This is a genomic window from Ruegeria sp. BF12 (genome assembly GCF_056538705.1).
In genome coordinates, this window is the sequence record NZ_JBQFTP010000013.1 from 28,221 (window position 1) to 46,716 (window position 18,496).

Here is an 18,496-nt window from a genome sequence, read left to right on the forward strand (position 1 = left end):
CTTACCCTTCCGCGCGGCCCCTGCCGCCGTCATCCGTTTCGCGCAAGCCACGCAGGCGCTGCGCTTCCTCTACAACACGTTTGGCGAGTCCACCAGAGGCCAAGGCCGCATGAATCACCGTTTGGCGCCCAAATGCCTGTCCTAACTCGTCCGCAGTCAGCCAACCGATGTATTTTCCGAAATGCGGCGTACTCAGTTTCGACTTGCCGCGTCCCGATCCATCAGAGGCCTGTATCAGCACCTGGGCCTCTTCCCGGTCCAGCCACGTTTTGACCTTTTCATATCCGGCGACCGCATCGCCGGACTTGCGCGCAAGGCTCAGCAACTCGATCACACGGCGCGCAACCTGACGTTCCACTTCATCCGCCAGATCCCTTGGCACGCTTACTTGCGCCTTAAAACCTCGCGCAAACAGCTTCTTACCAACGGCCTTGTCCAAGGCGCTGCGATCCGCAGCAACATAGACACCACGCCCCGGCAGCTTCGCCGCGACATCCGGAAAGACCTGACCGTCCGGTCCCGTCACAAAGCGGATCAACCCAAATTTCGGTTGAACTTCGCCCGTGGCGATGCACTTGCGTTCAGGTCCTTCGGACCGATCCTTATGGATACCACCGCGACCCATATGCGCCACCCGAGGCCTGAAATCAGGCCTCGGCCTCCTCTTCGGCAACTTCACCGTCAACGTCTTCTTCGGCCTGTTCCAGCTCAGCCGGATCGACCCAGCCCAGCATGACACGGGCGGTCATGACCAAATCCTGCGCTTCTTCCAGCGAAACGCCGAATGGTTCGAGTACACCGTCATCCTTGATTCGCTGGCCGTCGACCGTGGTCCAACCACCGGCCAGTTCCCAGTCGGCGCAGGTGGCGAAGTCTTCCAGAGTCTTTACATCGTCCTTGGCCAGTGCCTCAACCATCTGGGGTGTCAGGCCTTCGAATTCAATAAGGCTGTCTTCGGCACCCAGTGAACGGGCGCTTTCCAGTGCGGCCTTGGCCTGAGCCTCAAGGAACTCGCGTGCACGAGTTTGCAGCTCTTGCGCGGTGCCTTCGTCGACGCCGTCGATGACCAGAAGTTCGTCAATCTCGACATAGGCAACCTCTTCGAGGTTGGTGAACCCTTCCGAGACCAGCAGCTGCGCGAAGAACTCGTCCAGATCCAGACTGTCCATGAACAGCTTGGTACGGGCTTCGAATTCCTTCTGACGACGTGCTGATTCTTCGGCTTCGGTCATGATGTCGATATCCAGACCGGTCAACTGGCTGGCCAGACGCACGTTCTGGCCGCGGCGACCGATGGCCAGCGAAAGCTGCTCTTCCGGAACAACCACTTCGATCTTGCCGGCTTCTTCGTCCAGAACCACCTTGGAGACCTCGGCGGGCTGCAGCGCGTTCACCAGGAAGGTCGGCTGATCTTCGTTCCACGGGATGATGTCGATCTTTTCACCCTGCAGCTCGTTCACAACGGCCTGCACGCGGCTACCGCGCATACCTACACAGGCACCGACGGGGTCGATCGAGCCATCATAAGAAATTACAGCGATCTTCGCGCGCGAGCCGGGGTCACGGGCCACAGCTTTGACCTCAATGATGCCGTCATAAATTTCCGGCACTTCCATCTTGAACAGCTCGGCCATGAATTCCGGCGCGGTGCGCGACAGGAAGATCTGGTGGCCACGCACTTCGCGGCGGACTTCCTTGATGTACGCACGCACGCGGTCATTCGGGCGATAGCTTTCGCGACCGATCTTGTCATTGCGGCGCAGAACAGCCTCGGCACCGCCCAGGTCGACGATGACATTACCAAATTCTTCGCGCTTGACCGCACCGTTGATGATGGTGCCCGCGCGATCCTTGAATTCTTCGTATTGACGATCACGCTCGGCTTCGCGAACCTTCTGCAGGATCACCTGCTTGGCGGATTGAGCAGCAATACGGCCCATTTCAACCGGCGGAACCTCTTCGACGAAGACATCGCCAACTTCGGGAGCTTCCATGTACTGCTTGGCTTGCTCGACGGTCATCTCGGACTGATAGTTCTCCAGCTCTTCATCCTCAACCACGGTGCGGACGCGGGTGAAGGTCGCCTTTCCGGTCTTGCGGTCGATGGAAACGCGGATGTCCATTTCCGCGCCGTAGCGGCTCTTGGCGGCGCGGGCGAGCGATTCCTCCATCGCTTCGACAACCAGACCGGGGTCGATCATCTTTTCGCGGGCCACGGCCTCGGCGGTCTGCAGCAGCTCCAGCTGGTTGGCTGAGGTGATTGCCATCAGTTCGTCTCCTCTTCGGACCCTTCGGTCTCAATCTCGTCGAAAGCGTTTTCGTTCAGGGCACCGGCGTCTTTGCGCTGGCGCAGCATTTCCTTGATCAGGTCATCGGTCAGGACCAGCTTGGCATCACTCAGCCAGTCGAATTGAAGACCGATGGTAATCGTCTCGTCCCCTTCCGGGATATTGATCAGAACCTCATCCCCTTCGATCCCGGCCAGTTCGCCTTTGAAGCGGCGGCGGCCATCGATCAGTTCAGCCGTTTCAACCTTGGCCTCATACCCCTCAAAGGTCTCGAAGTCTTTGAGGCGCGTCAAAGGACGGTCGATACCGGGGCTGGATACCTCAAGCGTATAGGCGTCGAGGATCGGGTCCTCGACATCCAGCGTGGCGCTGACTGCGTTCGAGATTTCGGCGCAATCATCCACTTCGATGCCGCCATCGGGCTTGTCTGCCATGATCTGCAGCGTGGTCTGCTTGCCGCTCATCAGGCGGATACGGACCAGCTCATACCCCAGATCCTCGATCACGGGGGTGATGATCTCGGCCAGTCGCCGATCAATGGCCGCTTTGGCTATCAGGTCGTTTGTCATCTGGTACTCTACCCTTCAACCGGGCACAAAAAAACGGGCGCGCGGCCCGTCGATCTTTTCCGGTGGTGCCCCGGACCGTAGCCCGACACGCCGCTGTTAACGGCCATATAGCCGCGCAAATGCGAGATTGCAAGCCCACAGCACCCGCTTTGGCAATCACAATATCATTCCGAGATTATCCACTCGCCATCGTCACAGACATAAGGGCCAACGCGATCCCCGTCTTCGTAAACTTCGCCGTCAAAAAGGCATTGCCTGCTCTGTGCCATTGCGGCACTGGTCGGGGCGACAGTTAACACTGAGATGGCAGCGGCCAGAACAACGAATCCCTTCATTCCAAGCTCCTATTCCGCCGATGACGCAAAAAGCGCCGGTTGCGTGTTGCGCGGGTAGATGATCACGGACAACGTCCCCCTACCCAATAATTGTTCGGACTGCGCCAACCTGGGTGGGAACAACTGATCGAAGGCGGCACGGTTCAACCCCAGCTTCATTTCCGACCCCGAAAGAAACTCGAACGGAGTCCGGGCGGCACAGGAATGAAAAACCGCGTTTTGGTTCAAAGTGAACTGGCGCATGATGTTGGATGAACCACCTGTCGATTTGACCAGAACGGTGATCCCCTGTTTCAGAAAGCTGTCCGGACAGGTGAACACCATCGGTTTGCCGCTTCCATCCGTCTGAGACAGCAATACGCCTTCGGCCGTCACCTCATGCTTGAAAGGGCTGAATACGGTCTCCTGTTCGATGAAGTTGGTGTAGAGCGTCGCAAACAGCTGGCTGTCGTCATGCGGTTCGGCCTTTAGCCCGTCATACAGGTCGGCAATTGCTTGCCACATCCGGGAATCAGCCCCGCGCAAGGTTCCCGGCAGAGAGAATGGGCCCTCCAGATCATATAACACGTCGCGGAGCCGGACCGACAAAGGATGATCTTTCTCCAGATCTCGTATCCGGTCAGCCAACGCCGTATCGTCCACCGAATAGTAGCCGTGCGACTGCAATGTCCGCGTCAAAGCCCGCATATCCGAGGCCTTTTGAGCGATGCTTTCGCTGTCGTCGCCAGGCGTTGGCTCAACAGCTTCAAACCCGATATCCAGCAGTTGGGTCAGTGACTGCCCATCGCGGGCATCGAAGACGATTGTGCCGTCTTTGCTGACTTTTACCGTCACGTCTTTGCCCGTTTCCAAGGCAAACAGAGCGACATAGGCAAGAACGCCCGATAAAACGATTATTGTTATGTTCTTTAATACTTCGACCTTCATGGGACTTCTCCCATTCGCGAAACATTTAAACTAATGAAGTGTACACAATAGCAAATATTTGCACAAAGTTGAAGTCAGGCGAGTTGTCGGCGATTAAATCAACCACCACCGTTCAGCGACTCGCCCATCGTCCAGTGGTCGGTCCGTTCCGACCTGACGCGGCATGCCGACATGCCCGGCAACGGCCAGCGCCATGTCCGTTTCGCTTGGGAAAAAGCGCAATCCGCGTTGACCGTTCAACCCCTGACCATGCGGCAGCGCTGCGATATCCACATAACCGTCGCGCAAGGCTTCGGCGCGGACGCGCGCGTCGGGAATCACGATGATCTCCAAGGTTTCAGCCCAGCCTGCCGAACCGTCCTTGTAGTGACCCGCGATCCGACGCCCAAAGAAGTGGCGATCGTCTTCCGCGCGCTCGACGCGATAGCATCCCGTGCCATTTGCATTCTGCAAGGGCGTCACACCCTGCCCGTCTTGGGTAATGACAAATCGGCTGTCGGCAAGCAGGAACGGCAGGCCCGGATTGGCCTCGGTCAACTCCAGCCGCACGCGGTTGTCAGCCAATGCTTCGACCCGTCCGACATCGCCCAGCACCGCCATCACATCTTGTAAATCCAGACGGGCACCATCGTGGAACACAGCGTTATCACGCAGGTCAAAGGTCCAGACACGGGCCTGCGCGTCGGTCTGCCAGCCGGTGGCCAGCTCACCCCGCAGGGTTCCGTCGGGCGCAATTTCGGTGAGTGTATCGAACACTGCGCCACGGGCGACCTGCTCAAGGCTGTCATCGCGCGGCACCGCCAGACGCAGCGATCCGCCGACCTTGGGTGTATCCGCCAGCGAAGCACCCGTTGCGGCAAGCAGGGCAGCAGCGGCACCAGATGCAAACAAAGCTCGGCGGTCGATCCGGGTCATGATGCGCCCTCTACCACACGGTCCATGATGCGGACAAGTTCAGCGCTGATTCCGGGTTCGGACAGGGCGTGGCCTGCCTGACGAACCATCTTCAGCTCGGCATTCGGCCAGCGCTCGGCCAGGTTCCAAGCGGCCTGAGGCGGACAGATCATGTCATACCGTCCTTGCACGATGTGGCCGGGAATATGCGCGATCCGGTCCATCTGATCCAGAATCTGACCGTCCCATTCCAGAAACGCCTTGTTGATGAAATAGTGATTCTCAAGCCGCGCAAAGGCCCGCGCATATTCACCCGGACTTTCACCGGTCGCACCGTGCGAATGGATCGAAGCCAGCGCGTTTTCCCAGCTGGACCAGGCCCGCGCATACAGAATCTCCGTGGCGCGATCGCCCGAGAACAGACGTTTGTTATAAGCGCTGATGGCATCACTCAGCTCATTTTCGGACAGCAGAGCTGTGAACTTGGACCATTGCTCCGGCCAGAACTTGCCTGCGCCACCTCCGTAGAACCAGTCCAGCTCGGCTTGCGTCGCCAGAAATACACCGCGCAGCACCAGCCTGTTCACCCGGTCCGGGTGAGATTGGGCGTAGACCAGCGCCAGAGTCGCCCCCCAGCTGCCGCCGAAAACGGTCCAGTCTTCGATGTCCAGCAAGGTCCGCAACCGTTCGATATCGGCCACCAGATGCCAGGTGGTGTTGTCCGTGACCGAGGCGTGCGGGCGCGATCGTCCACATCCGCGCTGATCAAACAGAATCACCCGATAGACGTTCGGATCGAAATAGCGCCGCATGGCAGGGCTGCAGCCGCCGCCCGGTCCCCCGTGCAGAATCACCACCGGAATGCCGTTGGGATTTCCGCATTGCTCCATATAAATGCGATGGCCTTCGCCCACATCCACCATGCGCTGATCAAAAGGATCGATCGGCGGGTACAGATATTGAACTGCGCGCTTTTGGTCCGGGTACTTGTCCATTATGGCCCTATATAGTCCTTAAACGTAAAAGAGCATACGGAGACAGGAATGCAAGCGCATCCGAACACGGTGGACCCATCCGAGATCGCAAAATTCGAAGCGATGGCGGCCGAGTGGTGGGACCCGCATGGGAAATTCAAACCGCTGCACATGCTCAACCCCTGTCGTCTGGATTATATCACACAGCAGATCGCAGGCGAATTTGATCGCGATTTGAAGTCGCCAAAGCCCTTCGAAGGTCTTCGTTTACTGGATATCGGCTGCGGCGGCGGGTTGCTGAGCGAACCAATGGCGCGGTTGGGGGCCGAGGTCGTGGGAGCCGATGCCGCCGAGGGCAACCTTCCCGTCGCCCGCATTCACGCGGAACAGTCCGGGTTGGACATTGACTATCGCCACACCACTGCCGAGGACATGGCCGCTGCGGGTGAGCAGTTTGACGTGGTTTTGAACATGGAGGTGGTCGAACACGTGGCCGACCCCCTTGGCTTTCTGACCGCATCGCAAGACTTGCTGAAACCGGGCGGATTGCTGATCTGTTCGACCATCAACCGCAATCCGAAATCCTATGCGATGGCCATCTTCGGGGCCGAGGTCGTCATGCGTTGGCTGCCGCGCGGCACGCATGAATGGAACAAGTTCATCACCCCCGATGAGTTGTTCGACCTATTGCGCCAAGCTGGGTTGGAGCCGGTGGACCGCAAGGGATTCGTGTTCAACCCGATCTTGTGGAGCTGGTCGATCTCGGACCGGGATTTGAGCGTGAATTATGTGACGGCGAGTGTGAAGCCGGGGTAAGATGTGTTTTCAACCCATCTTGCAAGCTTTTTTGATCTTGAGCGATGGGTTAAAAGCCCATCCTAGGCTTGCCGGGCTTTTCTAAAGTTTAATCGGCAAGCTCTGTTTATTCCTCCCTAATAAACTTGTTTCGAGTCAACTCTGCCGCAAGCGAATCAAAGAATTTGTCATTGGAACCACGGGCCAAGGCCGCTTTTCTCATTGCGGCTCCGTCTCTGAAGAAGTCACTATTCAACACCGCCTCAACACGCCCTTTAGTCAAAGGTTCTTCCGTCACCTGAATTGTAACGCTGCTAAGCGAATAACCATTGTCAAAGCCTGCGGCGATATTAGCGGGGTCAACAAGTTCAACCGAAGTTGGATTCTTAACATCTTTGTAAGTGACCAATCGTGGCCAAAGCTTCATGGGCAAATCTAAGGGCTCGGTCTGTTTTTTGATCCAGCGAATAGAGCTTTTAAATGACTGCCCCTTTTTGTCTGGAGGTAGCGCACGCACAATCATCCTGCCTGCGTCTTCTTCTATCAACGCAAACAAATACCGTCCGCCGAGATCAGCGATCACTGCTTCACCTGTCAGGTCAGTGTGATCATGATCCAGATCACCAGCCCATTCCATAGCACCGGTGAAATCCACCCGGATCACGCTCGACGCGGTCATGGGACCGTCGGGTGTGTCGAAATACAGCACCATTTTCTGATGCCAGTCCGCCTTTTTGGTGCAACCTGTCAACAAAGCGGCCATGATAGCGAACAAGGCTATGTAATATCTCAATCCACTTCTTCCCGCCCGGGTTGATACGCAGCCTGAACAGCTCAATCAGTGGGAAGAAACTCTACTCCCCCTCCAACTGCAACCGCAAATCCCGCAGCACCGGCAAGGTGCTGCGCACGCGCTCCAGTCCCAGCTCTCCGACAACCTGGTTGATCAGCGGCGCGATGGAGGAGATCGCCTGATCGCGCGCCCTCCGGCCAGCCGGACTGATCGCCACCATCTTGCGGCGGGCGTCGTCCCAGTCGGGGCGGATGTGGATGTATCCGGCCCATTCCAGCTTGGCCAAAGTGTTGGTCATCGCCCCTCGGGTCACGTGGAACGTATTGGCCAGTTGTGCCGGGCTACGTTCATCCCCGACGAATACCAGATGATTCAACACCGAGAAGTGCGAGATTTCCATGCCCTTGGGCAGCACCCGGCTCAGCCGGTTGCGCAATAGCTGGTCTGCGGTCAAAATCTCGCTGAACAGCGTAACCGCGAGGGCATTGGTGTCGTCTGTCATAGTCCGGTTCTGGGTCAGGGCCCATCGAAGGGCCGCACGTGAGTCAGTGAGGGCACGCGACTGCGCACCTCTGTCACAGAACTATCATCCAAATCGAAAAAGTGAATGCCCGGATCGGTGCCTGCGTCGATGACGACGTCCCCCCAAGGCGCCACAACCATGCTGTGGCCGTAGGTATAGCGCGTTTTTCCGCGGGTTTTGGGATGTTCCCCGGTTTGGGCCGGGGCCAGTACCCAGCAGCCGTTCTCGATCGCGCGCGCGCGCAGCAGGGATTCCCAGTGTGCAGCACCCGTCACCGGCGAAAAGGCTGCCGGGACCGTCAGAATGCGCGCTCCGGCTTTTGCCAATGCTGAATAGAGATGCGGGAACCGGACATCGTAGCAGACCGTCATCCCGACTTTGCCGAAATCGGTGTCGGCAATCACGGCCTTGTTGCCGGGTCGGTAGTTTTTTGATTCGCGGAAGGTCTCGGATTCGGTGACCTGTACGTCGAACATGTGAATCTTGTCGTACCGCGCCACGATCTGCCCCTGCGGGTCGATCATGAAGGATCGATTGGCAAAGCGGCCATCCGCGTCATGGGTCTTGATCGCAAGAGAGCCAATCAGCAACCAGACACCCAGCGCGGCGGCCCGTTCCCGCAGGCCCGCCAGCGTCTGGTCATCTTCTTCGTGCTGCAGGACTTCGTGCTGCCGCGTGATGCTGGTGGACACGCAGTTCGTCACCTCGGGCGTGAGGATGAACCGCGCGCCTTGCTCCGCTGCCTCGGCCATCATGGCGCGAACCCTGTCCATATTTTCGGCCGGATCGTCCGACGAGGTGATCTGCAGCAGCGCGGTTTTCATCAGGCTGCGAGCAGGCTGTCCAGCTTGCCCTGGCGCTCCAACTCATACAGGTCGTCGCAACCACCTACATGCTGCGTACCAATAAAGATCTGCGGCACGGTCCGCTTGCCACCGGCGCGCTGGATCATCTCGGGCTTGCGCTTGGGATGCATCAGCACGTCGACTTCCTTAAATTCGACGCCTTTCTGCTTCAGCAAGCGCTTGGCCGCGTGACAAAAGCCGCAGAGCGGTGAGGTGTAGATTTCTACCGGTTTCATATTCCGTACCTTCGCGTTTCGCATAACCTTGGGCGAATTAGGCATCCTTGGCAACGCGCGCTAGGGTCAACACGAAAATATGATTTGCCCCGGATGCAAGACAGACACGCGCACAGGCGGCCAAGGTTGCGCCAGAGGTCATCACGTCGTCGACCAGAAGAACATCGCGCCCCTGCATCCGATGTACCCGCTTTGGGTGGGCTGTAATGGCATTCCCAAGAGTCTCTGCCCGCTCAGCCGCTGTCTTGCCGTCCAAAACAGGTGTCCGAACACGGCGAAGCAGAAGGTCCGGACATACCTCAAGCCCAACCTCTTTCCCCAGATGCTGCGCCAGCAAGGCAGATTGGTTGTAGCGGCGCTTAAGCAGCCGGGACCAATGCAGAGGCACCGGCGCGAACAGCATACCTTCCCGGAACAACTCTCGCCCGGCCCGGGCCATCCAGCGGGCGGCAGGACGCGCCAGTTCCGGCCTGTCACCGTGTTTCAGCGCCAGAATCAACGACCGCGCCTTGCGGTCGTACAAAAGGGCCGAACGACCATCCCGCCACGGGCGCGGCGCGGCCATGCAATCGTCACACTCGATCCGATGCCCATCCGAAGACCCCGGCAGCGGCACGCCGCAACTTTCGCAGACGACCCCACCGATGAAAGGTGTATCGCGCCAACAGAACCCGCAGAGGCCAAAATCTGCTTCGGTCAGATCCCCACATCCCAGACAACGCGGGGGGTAGATCAGCGCGACAGCGGTTTGAATTCGCTGCCACATGCGATAATTGCGCCCTATGAAACTGCCTGAGTCCAAAGCACCCTCATTGTTTGATCGCCCGACACTTGCCCGGCACCGCGCCCGCGCGCAGGACGATGCGCTGTTCCTGCACCGCGCTGCTGTGGACGAGGTGGAGGATCGGCTCTCCATGGTTAACAAAACCTTTACGGCTCCGGCGATCGTGACGCCGTTTGCCCCTATCTGGCGTGATTTTCTGCCGGGTGCCGAAGTCGTTGCGGATGATGACGTGCTGGCCCTGACCCCGGGCGCGCATGATCTGGTGATCCACGCCATGGGGTTGCATTGGGCCAACGATCCGGTGGGGCAGCTGATCCAGTGCCACCGCGCCCTGCGACCCGATGGCTTGCTGCTGGCGGTATGTCTAGGCGGTGAAACCCTGCACGAGCTGCGCGCAGCCCTCGGGCAGGCCGAGATCGAGGTGTCCGGAGGCCTTAGCCCCCGCATCGCCCCCATGGCCGAGCTGCGTGATCTGGGAGGATTGCTGCAAAGGGCGGGCTTGGCCCTGCCGGTAGCGGACTCCGCGCGCCTTACGGCGGAATATCGCGATCTGACCCACCTGATGCACGATCTGCGTGCGATGGGTGAAACCAACAGCTTGTCCGGGCGTATCAAACAGCCGACCCGACGGCAGATCTTTGCCCGGGCACAGCAAGTATACGCCGACCATTTCACAACACCTCAGGGGCGTCTGGCAGCCACTTTTGAACTGATATGCCTGACGGGCTGGTCGCCCGACGACAGCCAGCAAAAACCGTTGCGCCCCGGATCAGCTCAGGCGCGCCTTGCAGACGCGCTTGGGACAAATGAAGGCAAACTGTCCAATTGACGATTGGACGATTCCGGTTATCTCAGCCGGAACAGAGAAATCTCAGGAAGCATCAAATGTTTGACGCCACTCGCCCCGAACATGCCCCCGCCGATCACCCCAAGGTCAAAATGGGTCGCGTCGGCATTTTGCTGGCCAATCTCGGCACACCGGATGACTACAGCTACTGGCCGATGCGCCGCTACCTGAACGAGTTCCTGTCGGATCAGCGGGTGATCGACTATCCCAAGTGGAAATGGCAGCCGATTCTGCAGGGGATCATCCTGACCAAACGCCCATTCAGCTCGGGCGAGGCCTACAAGTCGATCTGGAACCATGACAAGGGCGAGAGCCCGCTGATGACGATTACAAAGGATCAGACGGCCAAGCTGCGGGACGCAGTGCAGGAACGCTATGGCGATCAGGTGATCGTCGATTTTTGCATGCGCTACGGCAACCCGTCCACCAAATCCAAAGTGCGCGAGATGGTTGCTGCAGGCTGCGACCGCATTCTTTTCTTCCCGCTCTACCCACAATATGCGGGCGCCACGACTGCCACGGCAAACGATCAGTTCTTCCGGGCGCTGATGGAGGAAGCTTGGCAACCGGCCGCCCGCACTGTTCCTGCTTATTTCGACGAACCCGCCTATATCGACGCTTTGGCAGAATCTGTTGAAAAAGCCTATGCAGCGATGGAGACCAAACCGGACATTCTGGTGTGCTCCTATCACGGCATGCCCGAGCGGTACTTGCAGCAGGGCGACCCCTATCACTGCCAATGTGCGAAGACGTCCCGGCTGTTGAAAGAACGGCTGGGGTGGTCAGACGAGCAGCTTGTCTCGACCTTCCAATCGCGATTCGGGCCCGAGGAATGGCTGAAACCCTATACGGTTGATCACGTGGCCGATCTGGCGCGGCAGGGAAAGAAAAACATAGCCGTCATCGCACCGGCATTTTCCGCCGATTGCATCGAAACGCTGGAAGAGATCAACGAAGAGATCAAGGAGAGCTTTGAGGAAGCGGGCGGTGAAAGCTTCACCTATATCCCCTGCCTCAATGACGATGATTCGCACATCGCAGCGTTGGGCAAAGTGATTCAGGACAATCTGCGCGGCTGGCTGGATTGACCGGCCCGATCATCCGGACGTGAAAAAAGGCGGTGGAGCGATCCACCGCCTTTTCTCTAGATTGTGCTCGTCAAATTAGCTTGCTGCAACAGCTGCGGCAACGACGACCAGCAGGATCAGCGGCAGGATGATGCCCTGCGACGTACCCTGAGTTTCCTCAACAACAACCGGTGCTTCAACAACCGGCTCTTCCAGGTTGCCAGCATATGCGGTCGAAGCAGCAGCAGTCAGTGCAGCGGCGAGAACGAGTTTCTTCATATTAACCTCCAGAATTTGCACGATTCCATATAGCGAAACCGCACACTCAAGACTTACCTCGTGGTTTTTTCTAATCAGCTATCCGGCTGGAATGCAATTGGAACTTAAACCGCAAGCGGGTTCGTGCGCGGAAATGTCGTCAAATTAGCAACACTTGCGTGCCGACCTTCGCCATTGAGAACAGTTCGGCAATGTCCTCGTTAAACAGACCAATACAGCCGTTTGACGAACGGCGCCCGATTTTGCGCGTATCGTGCGTTCCGTGAATGCGATAATACTTCCAGCTGAGGTACAAAGCGTGTGTTCCCAACGGGTTATCCGGACCCGGCGGAATATAGTCCGGCCATTCAGGATTTCTTTTCTTCATTGACGGCGTCGGCGACCAGCTTGGGCCTTCGACCTTGCGAATGACGCTGGTGCGTCCGCGACGAGTCAGTTCTTCGGTCAGTGGAACTGAAGAAGGATAGAGTTTGTAAACCGATTGGTCGTCAGACCAATAATGCAGCGCCCGCGACACCGTATCGACCAGAATGGCCCCATTTCTTGTGTTCGAAAAATAAGGCTGCCAGTCGAGCGCTCTGAAACCCGACACATTGCGGCGGACTTGTGGTTCGGGTTCGGGCGCGGGACGCAGCGGATCTCCGGGGATATATTGTGCGATCGCCGGCGAGGCCAACAAAGCCGAGGCACCGGCCAGAAATCCGCGGCGGCTTGACGAGGGAATGGTTTTCTTGACCATCACGAGCGGTCCTTTGCTAAAGCTGACTTGAAATTTTCACGCATTTTATTGCCAGAATGCGTCAATCGCAAATCAAACCGGCAGATTCACGCAAGAATCAGCCATTGCAGGTTTGCCCAAGCCCGCATGGCGCGCTATGCCGTATGTCGACACAATAATCAGGTCGATCATGACGCGTATCTTTTCTTTACTGCTCCTTTGCTTTGTTGCGCTGGCTGCATGTACCCCAAGCAGCACCCCAACATACGGCTCGGACGGCCGCCCTTTGCCGACGGTCTATAAAATCCGAGGCAACCCGGAAAAACTCCAATTCCGCATGCTGGACTCCGTGAATGCGCTGCGCCAGGCGCAGGGTCTGCAAGCGGTTCAACTCAATTCTCAACTGAACGCCGCTGCGGCCACACATTCCAAAGACATGGCCCGGCAAAACCGCCCCTGGCATTTCGGTTCAGACGGATCGTCGCCATTGGACCGCGCACAACGCGTCGGCTACTACGGATCGTTCCTGGGCGAAGCGATTTCGGAAACCTACGAGACCGAAACCGAAACACTGGCCGCCTGGATGCAGGAGCCCGGTCCGCGCGCGGTGATTATGGATCCCAGAGCGACCCAGATGGGGTTCGCGTGGCATCAGGAAAACGGTGGCAAAATCTGGTGGACATTGGAAATGGGCACAGGCGGTTAACCACAGCCCATATCAAACAAAAAAGCCCCCGAAATTCGGGGGCTTTTTTGTGTTCGATACTTCAGGCAGCCTGCATGGACTGCGCCTCGGTCAGAATTGCATAGAGCTTGACCGGATCGGGATTGGCCCGCAGCTTTGTGCACACGGATGTGTCGCGCAGCGTCCGGGAAACCAACGCAAGGGCTTTGAGGTGATCCACGCCCGCCTCTTCCGGAGCGAAAAGCGCAAACGCGATATCAACGGGCTGCCGGTCTACCGATCCGAAATCAATCGGCTTCTCCAGCATGACAAACACACCGGCGACAGCCTCCAGATCAGTAAGCCGGGCGTGCGGCAATGCCACGCCATGCCCAACGCCGGTTGGTCCCAGGCTTTCACGTTCCAACAAACAATCGACGATTGCCTGCGCGTCCATACCCAGGGTACCGGCCGCAACGTCGCCGATCTCCTGAAACAACCGCTTCTTACTGGAAGCGGCGGACAACACACGTACTGCTTCGGGCTTTAGAATGCTCGAAAGCTCCATGATCACGCTCCACGGCGATGCCCCCGCCAAAGCAGGGGCGCGCCTTGCTACTCTTGCCTGTTACGGATCGATCCAGCCAATATTCCCGTCTTCCCGACGGTACACGACATTCAATCCGTCCTTGTTCTCATTCCGGAACACCAGCACCGGGGCGCCGGCAAGTTCCATCTGCATTACGGCTTCGCCAACACTCAGCGATGGGATCTTGGTTTCCATCTCAGCCACAATCATGGGCTGCAGTGTGTCCGGTTCGTCAGCCGTTTCCGATTCGTCAGAAGCGAGGATATAAGACGACGCCCCGAAGAGTTCAACAGGCTCAGACCGATCCTTGTGATGGTCTTTCAGGCGGCGTTTATACCGGCGCAGTTGTGTTTCCATCTTATCGCAGCATCCCTCAAACGCCGCGTAAATTTCGGTTGCGTGTGCCTTGGCCTGAGCCGTCAGGCCAGTGGAAAGATGCACTGTTGTTTCGCATACATATTCATGCGCTGAACGGGAAAAGACGACGTTGGCATCCGTAGGACGTTGGGCATATTTGCCCACGACCTCGCCCAGTTCGGTCTGCACGTGAGTCTGCAAGGCCGCACCGATGTCGATCTGTTTTCCGCTGATTTGGTAACGCATGTGATCTCCTTCACAATTCACACCCATTTCTGACGTCACGTTACACGACGCACTTGTTTTTATCGGGTGGGGGATATCGGCATTACCTGCGGTAGCCGCACCGGTTCCCCTTCCAGGAAGGGGCGTCGTGATCCAGTCGGGAACCGAGGAAATGCCATGTGCCAATTGAGGCAAGAGACGGCGGAAGAGTCAATCAAAACAGGCGTGTATATACGTGATTTCCGCCATGCACTCGGCGCAAATCTGCGCAAACCTATGAAATACGGAAATTTTCGCCCAGATAGACGCGACGCACGTTTTCGTTTTCGACCACCTCGTCGGGCGTTCCGGACATCAGGACCTGACCGTCGTGAAGGATATAGGCGCGATCGACAATTTCCAGCGTTTCCCGGACGTTGTGGTCCGTGATCAGAACACCGATTCCGCGCTTTTTCAGATCCGCAACCAGATGGCGGATATCACCAACGCTGATCGGGTCGACCCCTGCAAAAGGTTCATCCAGCAGCAAATATTTCGGATCAGCGGCCAGACAGCGCGCGATTTCGACTCGACGGCGTTCACCACCCGACAAAGCCAACGCCGGTGCGCGGCGCAGGTGCTCGATCGAGAAATCGGACAGCAGCTCTTCCAGTCGCTCTTTGCGGCGGTGGGCATGTTTGACGGTGATATCCAGAACGGCGGCAATGTTATCCTCGACGCTCATACCGCGGAAAATCGACATCTCCTGAGGCAGGTAGCCAATCCCCAAACGCGCCCGGCGATACATCGGCAATGTCGTGACCGTCTGCCCGTCAATCGTAACAGTGCCGGCCTCGGGGAACACCAAACCCGCGACCGAGTAGAAGGTCGTGGTCTTGCCCGACCCGTTCGGCCCCAGCAGCGCAACGACTTCGGACCGGCCCAGCGTCATGGACACGTCGCGGATCACCGTCTTTTTGCGATAGGACTTGCGGAGTTTTTCGATTTTCAGGCCGGAGGCACCTTCAGCCACGGTCAGATTTGGTTGGGCCATCAGTTGGCCCCCTGCTGCAGGATCGTCTTCACGTTGCCCGTCATCGTCGCCTTGCCCGTGGTCAGGTTGGCGTTCATCTGGTCGCCGCTGATCGTGCTTGGCCCCTGCAACAGCAGAACGTTGCCCTTCATGACGATCTCGCCCGAGTCGATGGTGTATTCCGCCCAATCACCTTCGGCTGCATCCGGTGGGCTGACCAGGACGACATCCTCGGTCGCTTCCATCCGCTCGATGCCCGAACGTTCTTCGTTGTAGATGACAAGCACGCGTTCTGCGGTCAGACGCATTTCACCCTGAATCACGATCACGTTGCCCAAAAACTCGGCCGAGCCATCTTCCTGATTTACGTTCAGCTTTTCCGATGTCACCTCGACCGGCAGGCTGGGATCAGCATTCGCGGATCCAAAGGCGATCTGTGTTTCCTGTGCGGATACAGAGAACGCGCCGGTTACCAGAGCACAGCTTGCAAGGGCTAAACGAAAATAGAACACAGGTTATCTTTCTGCTTTTTTTGGCTCATACACCAACTTCACACCGTCTGTAAAAATAATATGGACCGGGCCGTCTTTTTTTTCCGTTCCAAATGTCATTCTTCCAGCGGTGAAATCACCGATAATACCGGTTCCGTCGACCTGACCGGGCGTGTCGCCGCGAATTTCGTCCAGCGCAGTGTTCAACAGATCGGTCGTAACGACGATACCGTCCGTTGTTGTTATAACCACATCACCTACAAAGGTAGCCGTATTCTTGTCCGGACGGATCAATCCTGAGTTGGAATCCAGCGTAATTACACCGCCGCTCAAAAGGCCCAGACGGCCGCGGAATTCGGCGGCGGTTGGCGCTTCGCCCTCGGTCCCCTGGGTGGCCCTGGTGGCTTCGATCTGAACGTCCTCTCCCTTTCGAGTGGTGCCGCGATAGTCGGGTTGCGTGACCACCTGGTCCGCCAAGCGCTTATCAATGTCCTGTTGCGTGAAGGGAACGCTCACGTTGGTTTCGATGCTGCGTGACAGCAGGAAGACGGTCGACAGCATTCCAATGGCCACCAGCGGCAGCACCACCTTAAGGAATTGCACCATGCGTGAATGTCCGTCCACCGGTCCGTCCTCCGCCTAGCCCAGCCCAACGCGCAGGCAGTCGTGGATGTGCAACAGCCCTTCGGCCGGGCCCCGCGTCTCGGGATCGACCACGAACAGCGAGGTGATCTTTCGGTCGTTCATAATCGCCACGGCCTCCTCCGCCATTGCGTTCGGGGCAATGGTCAGCGGGTTCGTGGTCATGACCTCTTTGGCGGTCTTGTCCAGAAGCCCATCCATATTCCGGCGCAAGTCACCGTCCGTCACGATCCCCACCAGACGGCCGGAGTCATCGGTTACGCCAACAACGCCAAAGCTTTTCTGGCTCATCACCAGCAACGCCTCGCTCATCGGGGTTCCATTGGGCACCAGCGGTAGATCGGAGTGCATCAGGTCACGCACCGTGGAAAGCTGCGCGCCCAGCTTGCCTCCGGGGTGGAAGGCGCGGAAGTCCTCGGGTTGGAAATCGCGGTACTTCATCAGCGCGATAGCCAGCGCATCGCCCATAGCCAGCGTTAAGGTGGTCGAAATCGACGGTACCATGCCAAAACCGCAGGCCTCGCCCATCGACGGGATCAGCAGGTGAACATCCGCCTGCTTCATCAATGTGCTTTCCGGCTTGCTGGAAAGCCCGATCAGCGGAATGCCGAACCGGCGCGTAAACGCCAGAAGATTAGCCAGTTCCGGCGCTTCGCCCGAATTGGAAATGGCCAGAACCACATCACCCTTCGACACCATGCCCAGATCGCCATGGCTGGCCTCGGCCGGGTGCACAAAATACGCGGGCGTTCCGGTACTGGCCAAAGTGGCAGCGATTTTGTGGCCGATATGGCCAGACTTGCCGATGCCACTGATGATGATGCGGCCCGGAGCCTGCAGGATCAGCTGAACGGCCTCGGCAAAGTGTTCGTCCAAACTTTCCGCCAGAACGTCCAGCGCGCGGGCTTCATCGGTGACAACCTGTCGGGCGGTTCTCAGGAATGCTTCGGTATCGGTCATGAGTGCGCAAAGATATCCGTTTCGGGCCAACCGGCGAGATCCAGTTTCGCACGCATCGGCAGGAAGTCAAAACAGGCTTGCGCCATCTCGGTGCGGCCTTCACGGGCAAGACGCCTGTCCAGAGCGTCTCGAAGCTGGTGCAGGTACAGCACGTCCGAGGCGGCGTATTCCAGTTGGGCGTCGGTCAGGGACTCAGCCCCCCAGTCGCTCATCTGTTGCTGTTTCGAGATATCGACGCCAATCAGCTCCTGGCACAAGTTCTTCAAACCGTGCCGGTCGGTATAGGTGCGCACCAATCGACTGGCGATCTTGGTGCAGTATACCGGGGCGGCCAATGCCCCAAACGCGTGATACATCGCAGCGATATCGAACCGACCAAAGTGGAACAGTTTCAATACGTCCGGGTTTTCCAACATGGCGCACAGGTTTGGAGCCTGCACCTGCCCCTTTTCCACCTGAACGATATGGCTGTCGCCGTCGCCACCCGACATCTGGATCACACACAGGCGATCCCGATGCGGGTTCAAACCCATGGTTTCACAGTCAATGGCCACAACAGGGCCCAGATCCAACCCGTCCGGCAGGTCGTTTTTATAGAGGTGGTTCGCCACGGGGCTTGTCCTTTGTCCGGTATCGCCCCCGAGATAGGGGGTTTGGTCCGCAAACTCAACGGCATCAATGC

The 18,496-nt window shown here is 58.0% G+C and carries 25 protein-coding genes; 4 read left to right on the forward strand and 21 right to left on the reverse strand.

Features of this window, described 5'->3' with window-relative positions:
- Position 1: 1 nt before the first annotated feature.
- The 7 genes from ACR0J0_RS18140 to pip form a co-directional block, all read right to left on the reverse strand.
- On the reverse strand, positions 2 to 625 hold the full coding sequence (locus tag ACR0J0_RS18140) for an RNA-binding protein (protein ID WP_480665435.1): 624 nt from the start codon (positions 623 to 625) through the stop codon (positions 2 to 4).
- 22 nt (positions 626 to 647) lie between these two features.
- On the reverse strand, positions 648 to 2,267 hold the full coding sequence (gene nusA, locus ACR0J0_RS18145; protein ID WP_480665436.1) for a transcription termination factor NusA: 1,620 nt from the start codon (positions 2,265 to 2,267) through the stop codon (positions 648 to 650).
- The gene (gene rimP / locus ACR0J0_RS18150) at positions 2,267 to 2,857 is read right to left on the reverse strand and encodes a ribosome maturation factor RimP (RefSeq protein WP_480575208.1); all 591 of its coding nucleotides are present in this window, start codon (positions 2,855 to 2,857) and stop codon (positions 2,267 to 2,269) included. Before rimP ends, nusA begins: the two co-directional genes overlap by 1 nt.
- 164 nt (positions 2,858 to 3,021) lie before the next feature.
- Positions 3,022 to 3,192 (reverse strand): hypothetical protein, encoded by a 171-nt coding sequence (locus ACR0J0_RS18155; protein ID WP_480665437.1) that lies wholly within the window; start codon positions 3,190 to 3,192, stop codon positions 3,022 to 3,024.
- 9 nt (positions 3,193 to 3,201) lie between these two features.
- Positions 3,202 to 4,119, reverse strand: a complete 918-nt coding sequence (locus ACR0J0_RS18160; protein WP_480665438.1) for a hypothetical protein — start codon at positions 4,117 to 4,119, stop codon at positions 3,202 to 3,204.
- A 93-nt stretch (positions 4,120 to 4,212) separates the two neighbouring features.
- Positions 4,213 to 5,034: an ABC transporter substrate-binding protein gene (locus tag ACR0J0_RS18165; RefSeq protein WP_480665439.1), complete on the reverse strand. Its 822-nt coding sequence runs from the start codon at positions 5,032 to 5,034 to the stop codon at positions 4,213 to 4,215.
- Positions 5,031 to 6,008, reverse strand: a complete 978-nt coding sequence (gene pip, locus ACR0J0_RS18170; protein ID WP_480665440.1) for a prolyl aminopeptidase — start codon at positions 6,006 to 6,008, stop codon at positions 5,031 to 5,033. Before pip ends, ACR0J0_RS18165 begins: the two co-directional genes overlap by 4 nt.
- Before the next feature lie 48 nt (positions 6,009 to 6,056).
- Between pip and ubiG the strand changes: the two genes are divergently transcribed.
- Positions 6,057 to 6,803, forward strand: a complete 747-nt coding sequence (ubiG, locus tag ACR0J0_RS18175; RefSeq protein WP_480665441.1) for a bifunctional 2-polyprenyl-6-hydroxyphenol methylase/3-demethylubiquinol 3-O-methyltransferase UbiG — start codon at positions 6,057 to 6,059, stop codon at positions 6,801 to 6,803.
- Between the two features lie 106 nt (positions 6,804 to 6,909).
- On the opposite strand, the gene ACR0J0_RS18180 is transcribed toward ubiG, so the two are convergent.
- The 5 genes from ACR0J0_RS18180 to ACR0J0_RS18200 all read right to left on the reverse strand — a co-directional run bounded on the left by ACR0J0_RS18180 (position 6,910) and on the right by ACR0J0_RS18200 (position 9,945).
- Positions 6,910 to 7,575: a hypothetical protein gene (locus ACR0J0_RS18180; protein ID WP_480665442.1), complete on the reverse strand. Its 666-nt coding sequence runs from the start codon at positions 7,573 to 7,575 to the stop codon at positions 6,910 to 6,912.
- Between the two features lie 61 nt (positions 7,576 to 7,636).
- Positions 7,637 to 8,077 carry a MarR family winged helix-turn-helix transcriptional regulator gene (locus ACR0J0_RS18185; RefSeq protein ID WP_239344125.1) on the reverse strand — a complete coding sequence of 147 codons (441 nt, stop codon included), beginning with the start codon at positions 8,075 to 8,077 and terminating at the stop codon, positions 7,637 to 7,639.
- A gap of 14 nt (positions 8,078 to 8,091) precedes the next feature.
- Positions 8,092 to 8,922, reverse strand: a complete 831-nt coding sequence (locus ACR0J0_RS18190; RefSeq protein WP_480665443.1) for a carbon-nitrogen hydrolase family protein — start codon at positions 8,920 to 8,922, stop codon at positions 8,092 to 8,094.
- Entirely contained in the window at positions 8,922 to 9,179 is a 258-nt protein-coding gene (gene grxC, locus ACR0J0_RS18195; RefSeq protein WP_480665444.1) for a glutaredoxin 3, read from the reverse strand. Before grxC ends, ACR0J0_RS18190 begins: the two co-directional genes overlap by 1 nt.
- Before the next feature lie 37 nt (positions 9,180 to 9,216).
- The gene (locus tag ACR0J0_RS18200; protein ID WP_480665445.1) at positions 9,217 to 9,945 is read right to left on the reverse strand and encodes a ComF family protein; all 729 of its coding nucleotides are present in this window, start codon (positions 9,943 to 9,945) and stop codon (positions 9,217 to 9,219) included.
- A 16-nt stretch (positions 9,946 to 9,961) separates the two neighbouring features.
- Here ACR0J0_RS18200 and ACR0J0_RS18205 point away from each other — a divergent pair, with 16 nt between their 5' ends.
- Positions 9,962 to 10,792: a methyltransferase domain-containing protein gene (locus tag ACR0J0_RS18205; protein ID WP_480665446.1), complete on the forward strand. Its 831-nt coding sequence runs from the start codon at positions 9,962 to 9,964 to the stop codon at positions 10,790 to 10,792.
- Positions 10,793 to 10,848: 56 nt separating this feature from the next.
- Positions 10,849 to 11,898 carry a ferrochelatase gene (gene hemH, locus ACR0J0_RS18210; RefSeq protein WP_480665447.1) on the forward strand — a complete coding sequence of 350 codons (1,050 nt, stop codon included), beginning with the start codon at positions 10,849 to 10,851 and terminating at the stop codon, positions 11,896 to 11,898.
- 75 nt (positions 11,899 to 11,973) lie between these two features.
- Here hemH and ACR0J0_RS18215 read toward each other — a convergent pair whose 3' ends face one another.
- On the reverse strand, positions 11,974 to 12,156 hold the full coding sequence (locus ACR0J0_RS18215; RefSeq protein ID WP_170379961.1) for a hypothetical protein: 183 nt from the start codon (positions 12,154 to 12,156) through the stop codon (positions 11,974 to 11,976).
- Positions 12,157 to 12,295: 139 nt separating this feature from the next.
- Entirely contained in the window at positions 12,296 to 12,895 is a 600-nt protein-coding gene (locus ACR0J0_RS18220; protein ID WP_480665448.1) for a L,D-transpeptidase, read from the reverse strand.
- A gap of 169 nt (positions 12,896 to 13,064) precedes the next feature.
- Between ACR0J0_RS18220 and dalA the strand changes: the two genes are divergently transcribed.
- On the forward strand, positions 13,065 to 13,580 hold the full coding sequence (gene dalA, locus ACR0J0_RS18225) for a divisome-associated lipoprotein DalA (RefSeq protein ID WP_480665449.1): 516 nt from the start codon (positions 13,065 to 13,067) through the stop codon (positions 13,578 to 13,580).
- 61 nt (positions 13,581 to 13,641) lie between these two features.
- Here dalA and ACR0J0_RS18230 read toward each other — a convergent pair whose 3' ends face one another.
- From ACR0J0_RS18230 to ACR0J0_RS18260, 7 genes are all read right to left on the reverse strand, one after another.
- Positions 13,642 to 14,106: a PTS sugar transporter subunit IIA gene (locus tag ACR0J0_RS18230; RefSeq protein WP_480665450.1), complete on the reverse strand. Its 465-nt coding sequence runs from the start codon at positions 14,104 to 14,106 to the stop codon at positions 13,642 to 13,644.
- A 60-nt stretch (positions 14,107 to 14,166) separates the two neighbouring features.
- Complete coding sequence (hpf, locus tag ACR0J0_RS18235) at positions 14,167 to 14,730, reverse strand: ribosome hibernation-promoting factor, HPF/YfiA family (protein WP_058273067.1); 564 nt, start codon at positions 14,728 to 14,730, stop codon at positions 14,167 to 14,169.
- 253 nt (positions 14,731 to 14,983) lie between these two features.
- Positions 14,984 to 15,742: an LPS export ABC transporter ATP-binding protein gene (gene lptB / locus ACR0J0_RS18240; RefSeq protein WP_480665451.1), complete on the reverse strand. Its 759-nt coding sequence runs from the start codon at positions 15,740 to 15,742 to the stop codon at positions 14,984 to 14,986.
- Positions 15,742 to 16,233, reverse strand: a complete 492-nt coding sequence (locus tag ACR0J0_RS18245) for an LptA/OstA family protein (RefSeq protein WP_480665452.1) — start codon at positions 16,231 to 16,233, stop codon at positions 15,742 to 15,744. The genes lptB and ACR0J0_RS18245 overlap by 1 nt, the downstream gene beginning before the upstream one ends.
- A gap of 3 nt (positions 16,234 to 16,236) precedes the next feature.
- Complete coding sequence (locus ACR0J0_RS18250; protein ID WP_480665453.1) at positions 16,237 to 16,836, reverse strand: LPS export ABC transporter periplasmic protein LptC; 600 nt, start codon at positions 16,834 to 16,836, stop codon at positions 16,237 to 16,239.
- A 15-nt stretch (positions 16,837 to 16,851) separates the two neighbouring features.
- A complete protein-coding gene (locus tag ACR0J0_RS18255; protein ID WP_480665454.1) occupies positions 16,852 to 17,814 on the reverse strand; it encodes a KpsF/GutQ family sugar-phosphate isomerase in 963 nt (320 codons plus the stop codon).
- On the reverse strand, positions 17,811 to 18,425 hold the full coding sequence (locus ACR0J0_RS18260) for a ribonuclease D (RefSeq protein WP_480665455.1): 615 nt from the start codon (positions 18,423 to 18,425) through the stop codon (positions 17,811 to 17,813). Before ACR0J0_RS18260 ends, ACR0J0_RS18255 begins: the two co-directional genes overlap by 4 nt.
- Positions 18,426 to 18,496: the final 71 nt, after the last annotated feature.

Excerpts from the sequence above, each read along its gene's own strand:
- ACR0J0_RS18185 (WP_239344125.1), bottom strand. The coding sequence starts at position 8,077 with ATGACAGACGACACCAATGCCCTCGCGGTTACGCTGTTCAGCGAGATT.
- rimP (WP_480575208.1), bottom strand. The coding sequence starts at position 2,857 with ATGACAAACGACCTGATAGCCAAAGCGGCCATTGATCGGCGACTGGCC.
- pip (WP_480665440.1), bottom strand. The coding sequence starts at position 6,008 with ATGGACAAGTACCCGGACCAAAAGCGCGCAGTTCAATATCTGTACCCG.
- ACR0J0_RS18255 (WP_480665454.1), bottom strand. The coding sequence starts at position 17,814 with ATGACCGATACCGAAGCATTCCTGAGAACCGCCCGACAGGTTGTCACC.
- ACR0J0_RS18205 (WP_480665446.1), top strand. The coding sequence starts at position 9,962 with ATGAAACTGCCTGAGTCCAAAGCACCCTCATTGTTTGATCGCCCGACA.
- ACR0J0_RS18200 (WP_480665445.1), bottom strand. The coding sequence starts at position 9,945 with ATGTGGCAGCGAATTCAAACCGCTGTCGCGCTGATCTACCCCCCGCGT.
- dalA (WP_480665449.1), top strand. The coding sequence starts at position 13,065 with ATGACGCGTATCTTTTCTTTACTGCTCCTTTGCTTTGTTGCGCTGGCT.
- ACR0J0_RS18215 (WP_170379961.1), bottom strand. The coding sequence starts at position 12,156 with ATGAAGAAACTCGTTCTCGCCGCTGCACTGACTGCTGCTGCTTCGACC.
- hpf (WP_058273067.1), bottom strand. The coding sequence starts at position 14,730 with ATGCGTTACCAAATCAGCGGAAAACAGATCGACATCGGTGCGGCCTTG.
- ACR0J0_RS18230 (WP_480665450.1), bottom strand. The coding sequence starts at position 14,106 with ATGGAGCTTTCGAGCATTCTAAAGCCCGAAGCAGTACGTGTGTTGTCC.
- ubiG (WP_480665441.1), top strand. The coding sequence starts at position 6,057 with ATGCAAGCGCATCCGAACACGGTGGACCCATCCGAGATCGCAAAATTC.
- ACR0J0_RS18140 (WP_480665435.1), bottom strand. The coding sequence starts at position 625 with ATGGGTCGCGGTGGTATCCATAAGGATCGGTCCGAAGGACCTGAACGC.
- ACR0J0_RS18155 (WP_480665437.1), bottom strand. The coding sequence starts at position 3,192 with ATGAAGGGATTCGTTGTTCTGGCCGCTGCCATCTCAGTGTTAACTGTC.
- ACR0J0_RS18165 (WP_480665439.1), bottom strand. The coding sequence starts at position 5,034 with ATGACCCGGATCGACCGCCGAGCTTTGTTTGCATCTGGTGCCGCTGCT.
- ACR0J0_RS18220 (WP_480665448.1), bottom strand. The coding sequence starts at position 12,895 with ATGGTCAAGAAAACCATTCCCTCGTCAAGCCGCCGCGGATTTCTGGCC.
- ACR0J0_RS18190 (WP_480665443.1), bottom strand. The coding sequence starts at position 8,922 with ATGAAAACCGCGCTGCTGCAGATCACCTCGTCGGACGATCCGGCCGAA.
- nusA (WP_480665436.1), bottom strand. The coding sequence starts at position 2,267 with ATGGCAATCACCTCAGCCAACCAGCTGGAGCTGCTGCAGACCGCCGAG.
- lptB (WP_480665451.1), bottom strand. The coding sequence starts at position 15,742 with ATGGCCCAACCAAATCTGACCGTGGCTGAAGGTGCCTCCGGCCTGAAA.
- hemH (WP_480665447.1), top strand. The coding sequence starts at position 10,849 with ATGTTTGACGCCACTCGCCCCGAACATGCCCCCGCCGATCACCCCAAG.
- grxC (WP_480665444.1), bottom strand. The coding sequence starts at position 9,179 with ATGAAACCGGTAGAAATCTACACCTCACCGCTCTGCGGCTTTTGTCAC.
- ACR0J0_RS18160 (WP_480665438.1), bottom strand. The coding sequence starts at position 4,119 with ATGAAGGTCGAAGTATTAAAGAACATAACAATAATCGTTTTATCGGGC.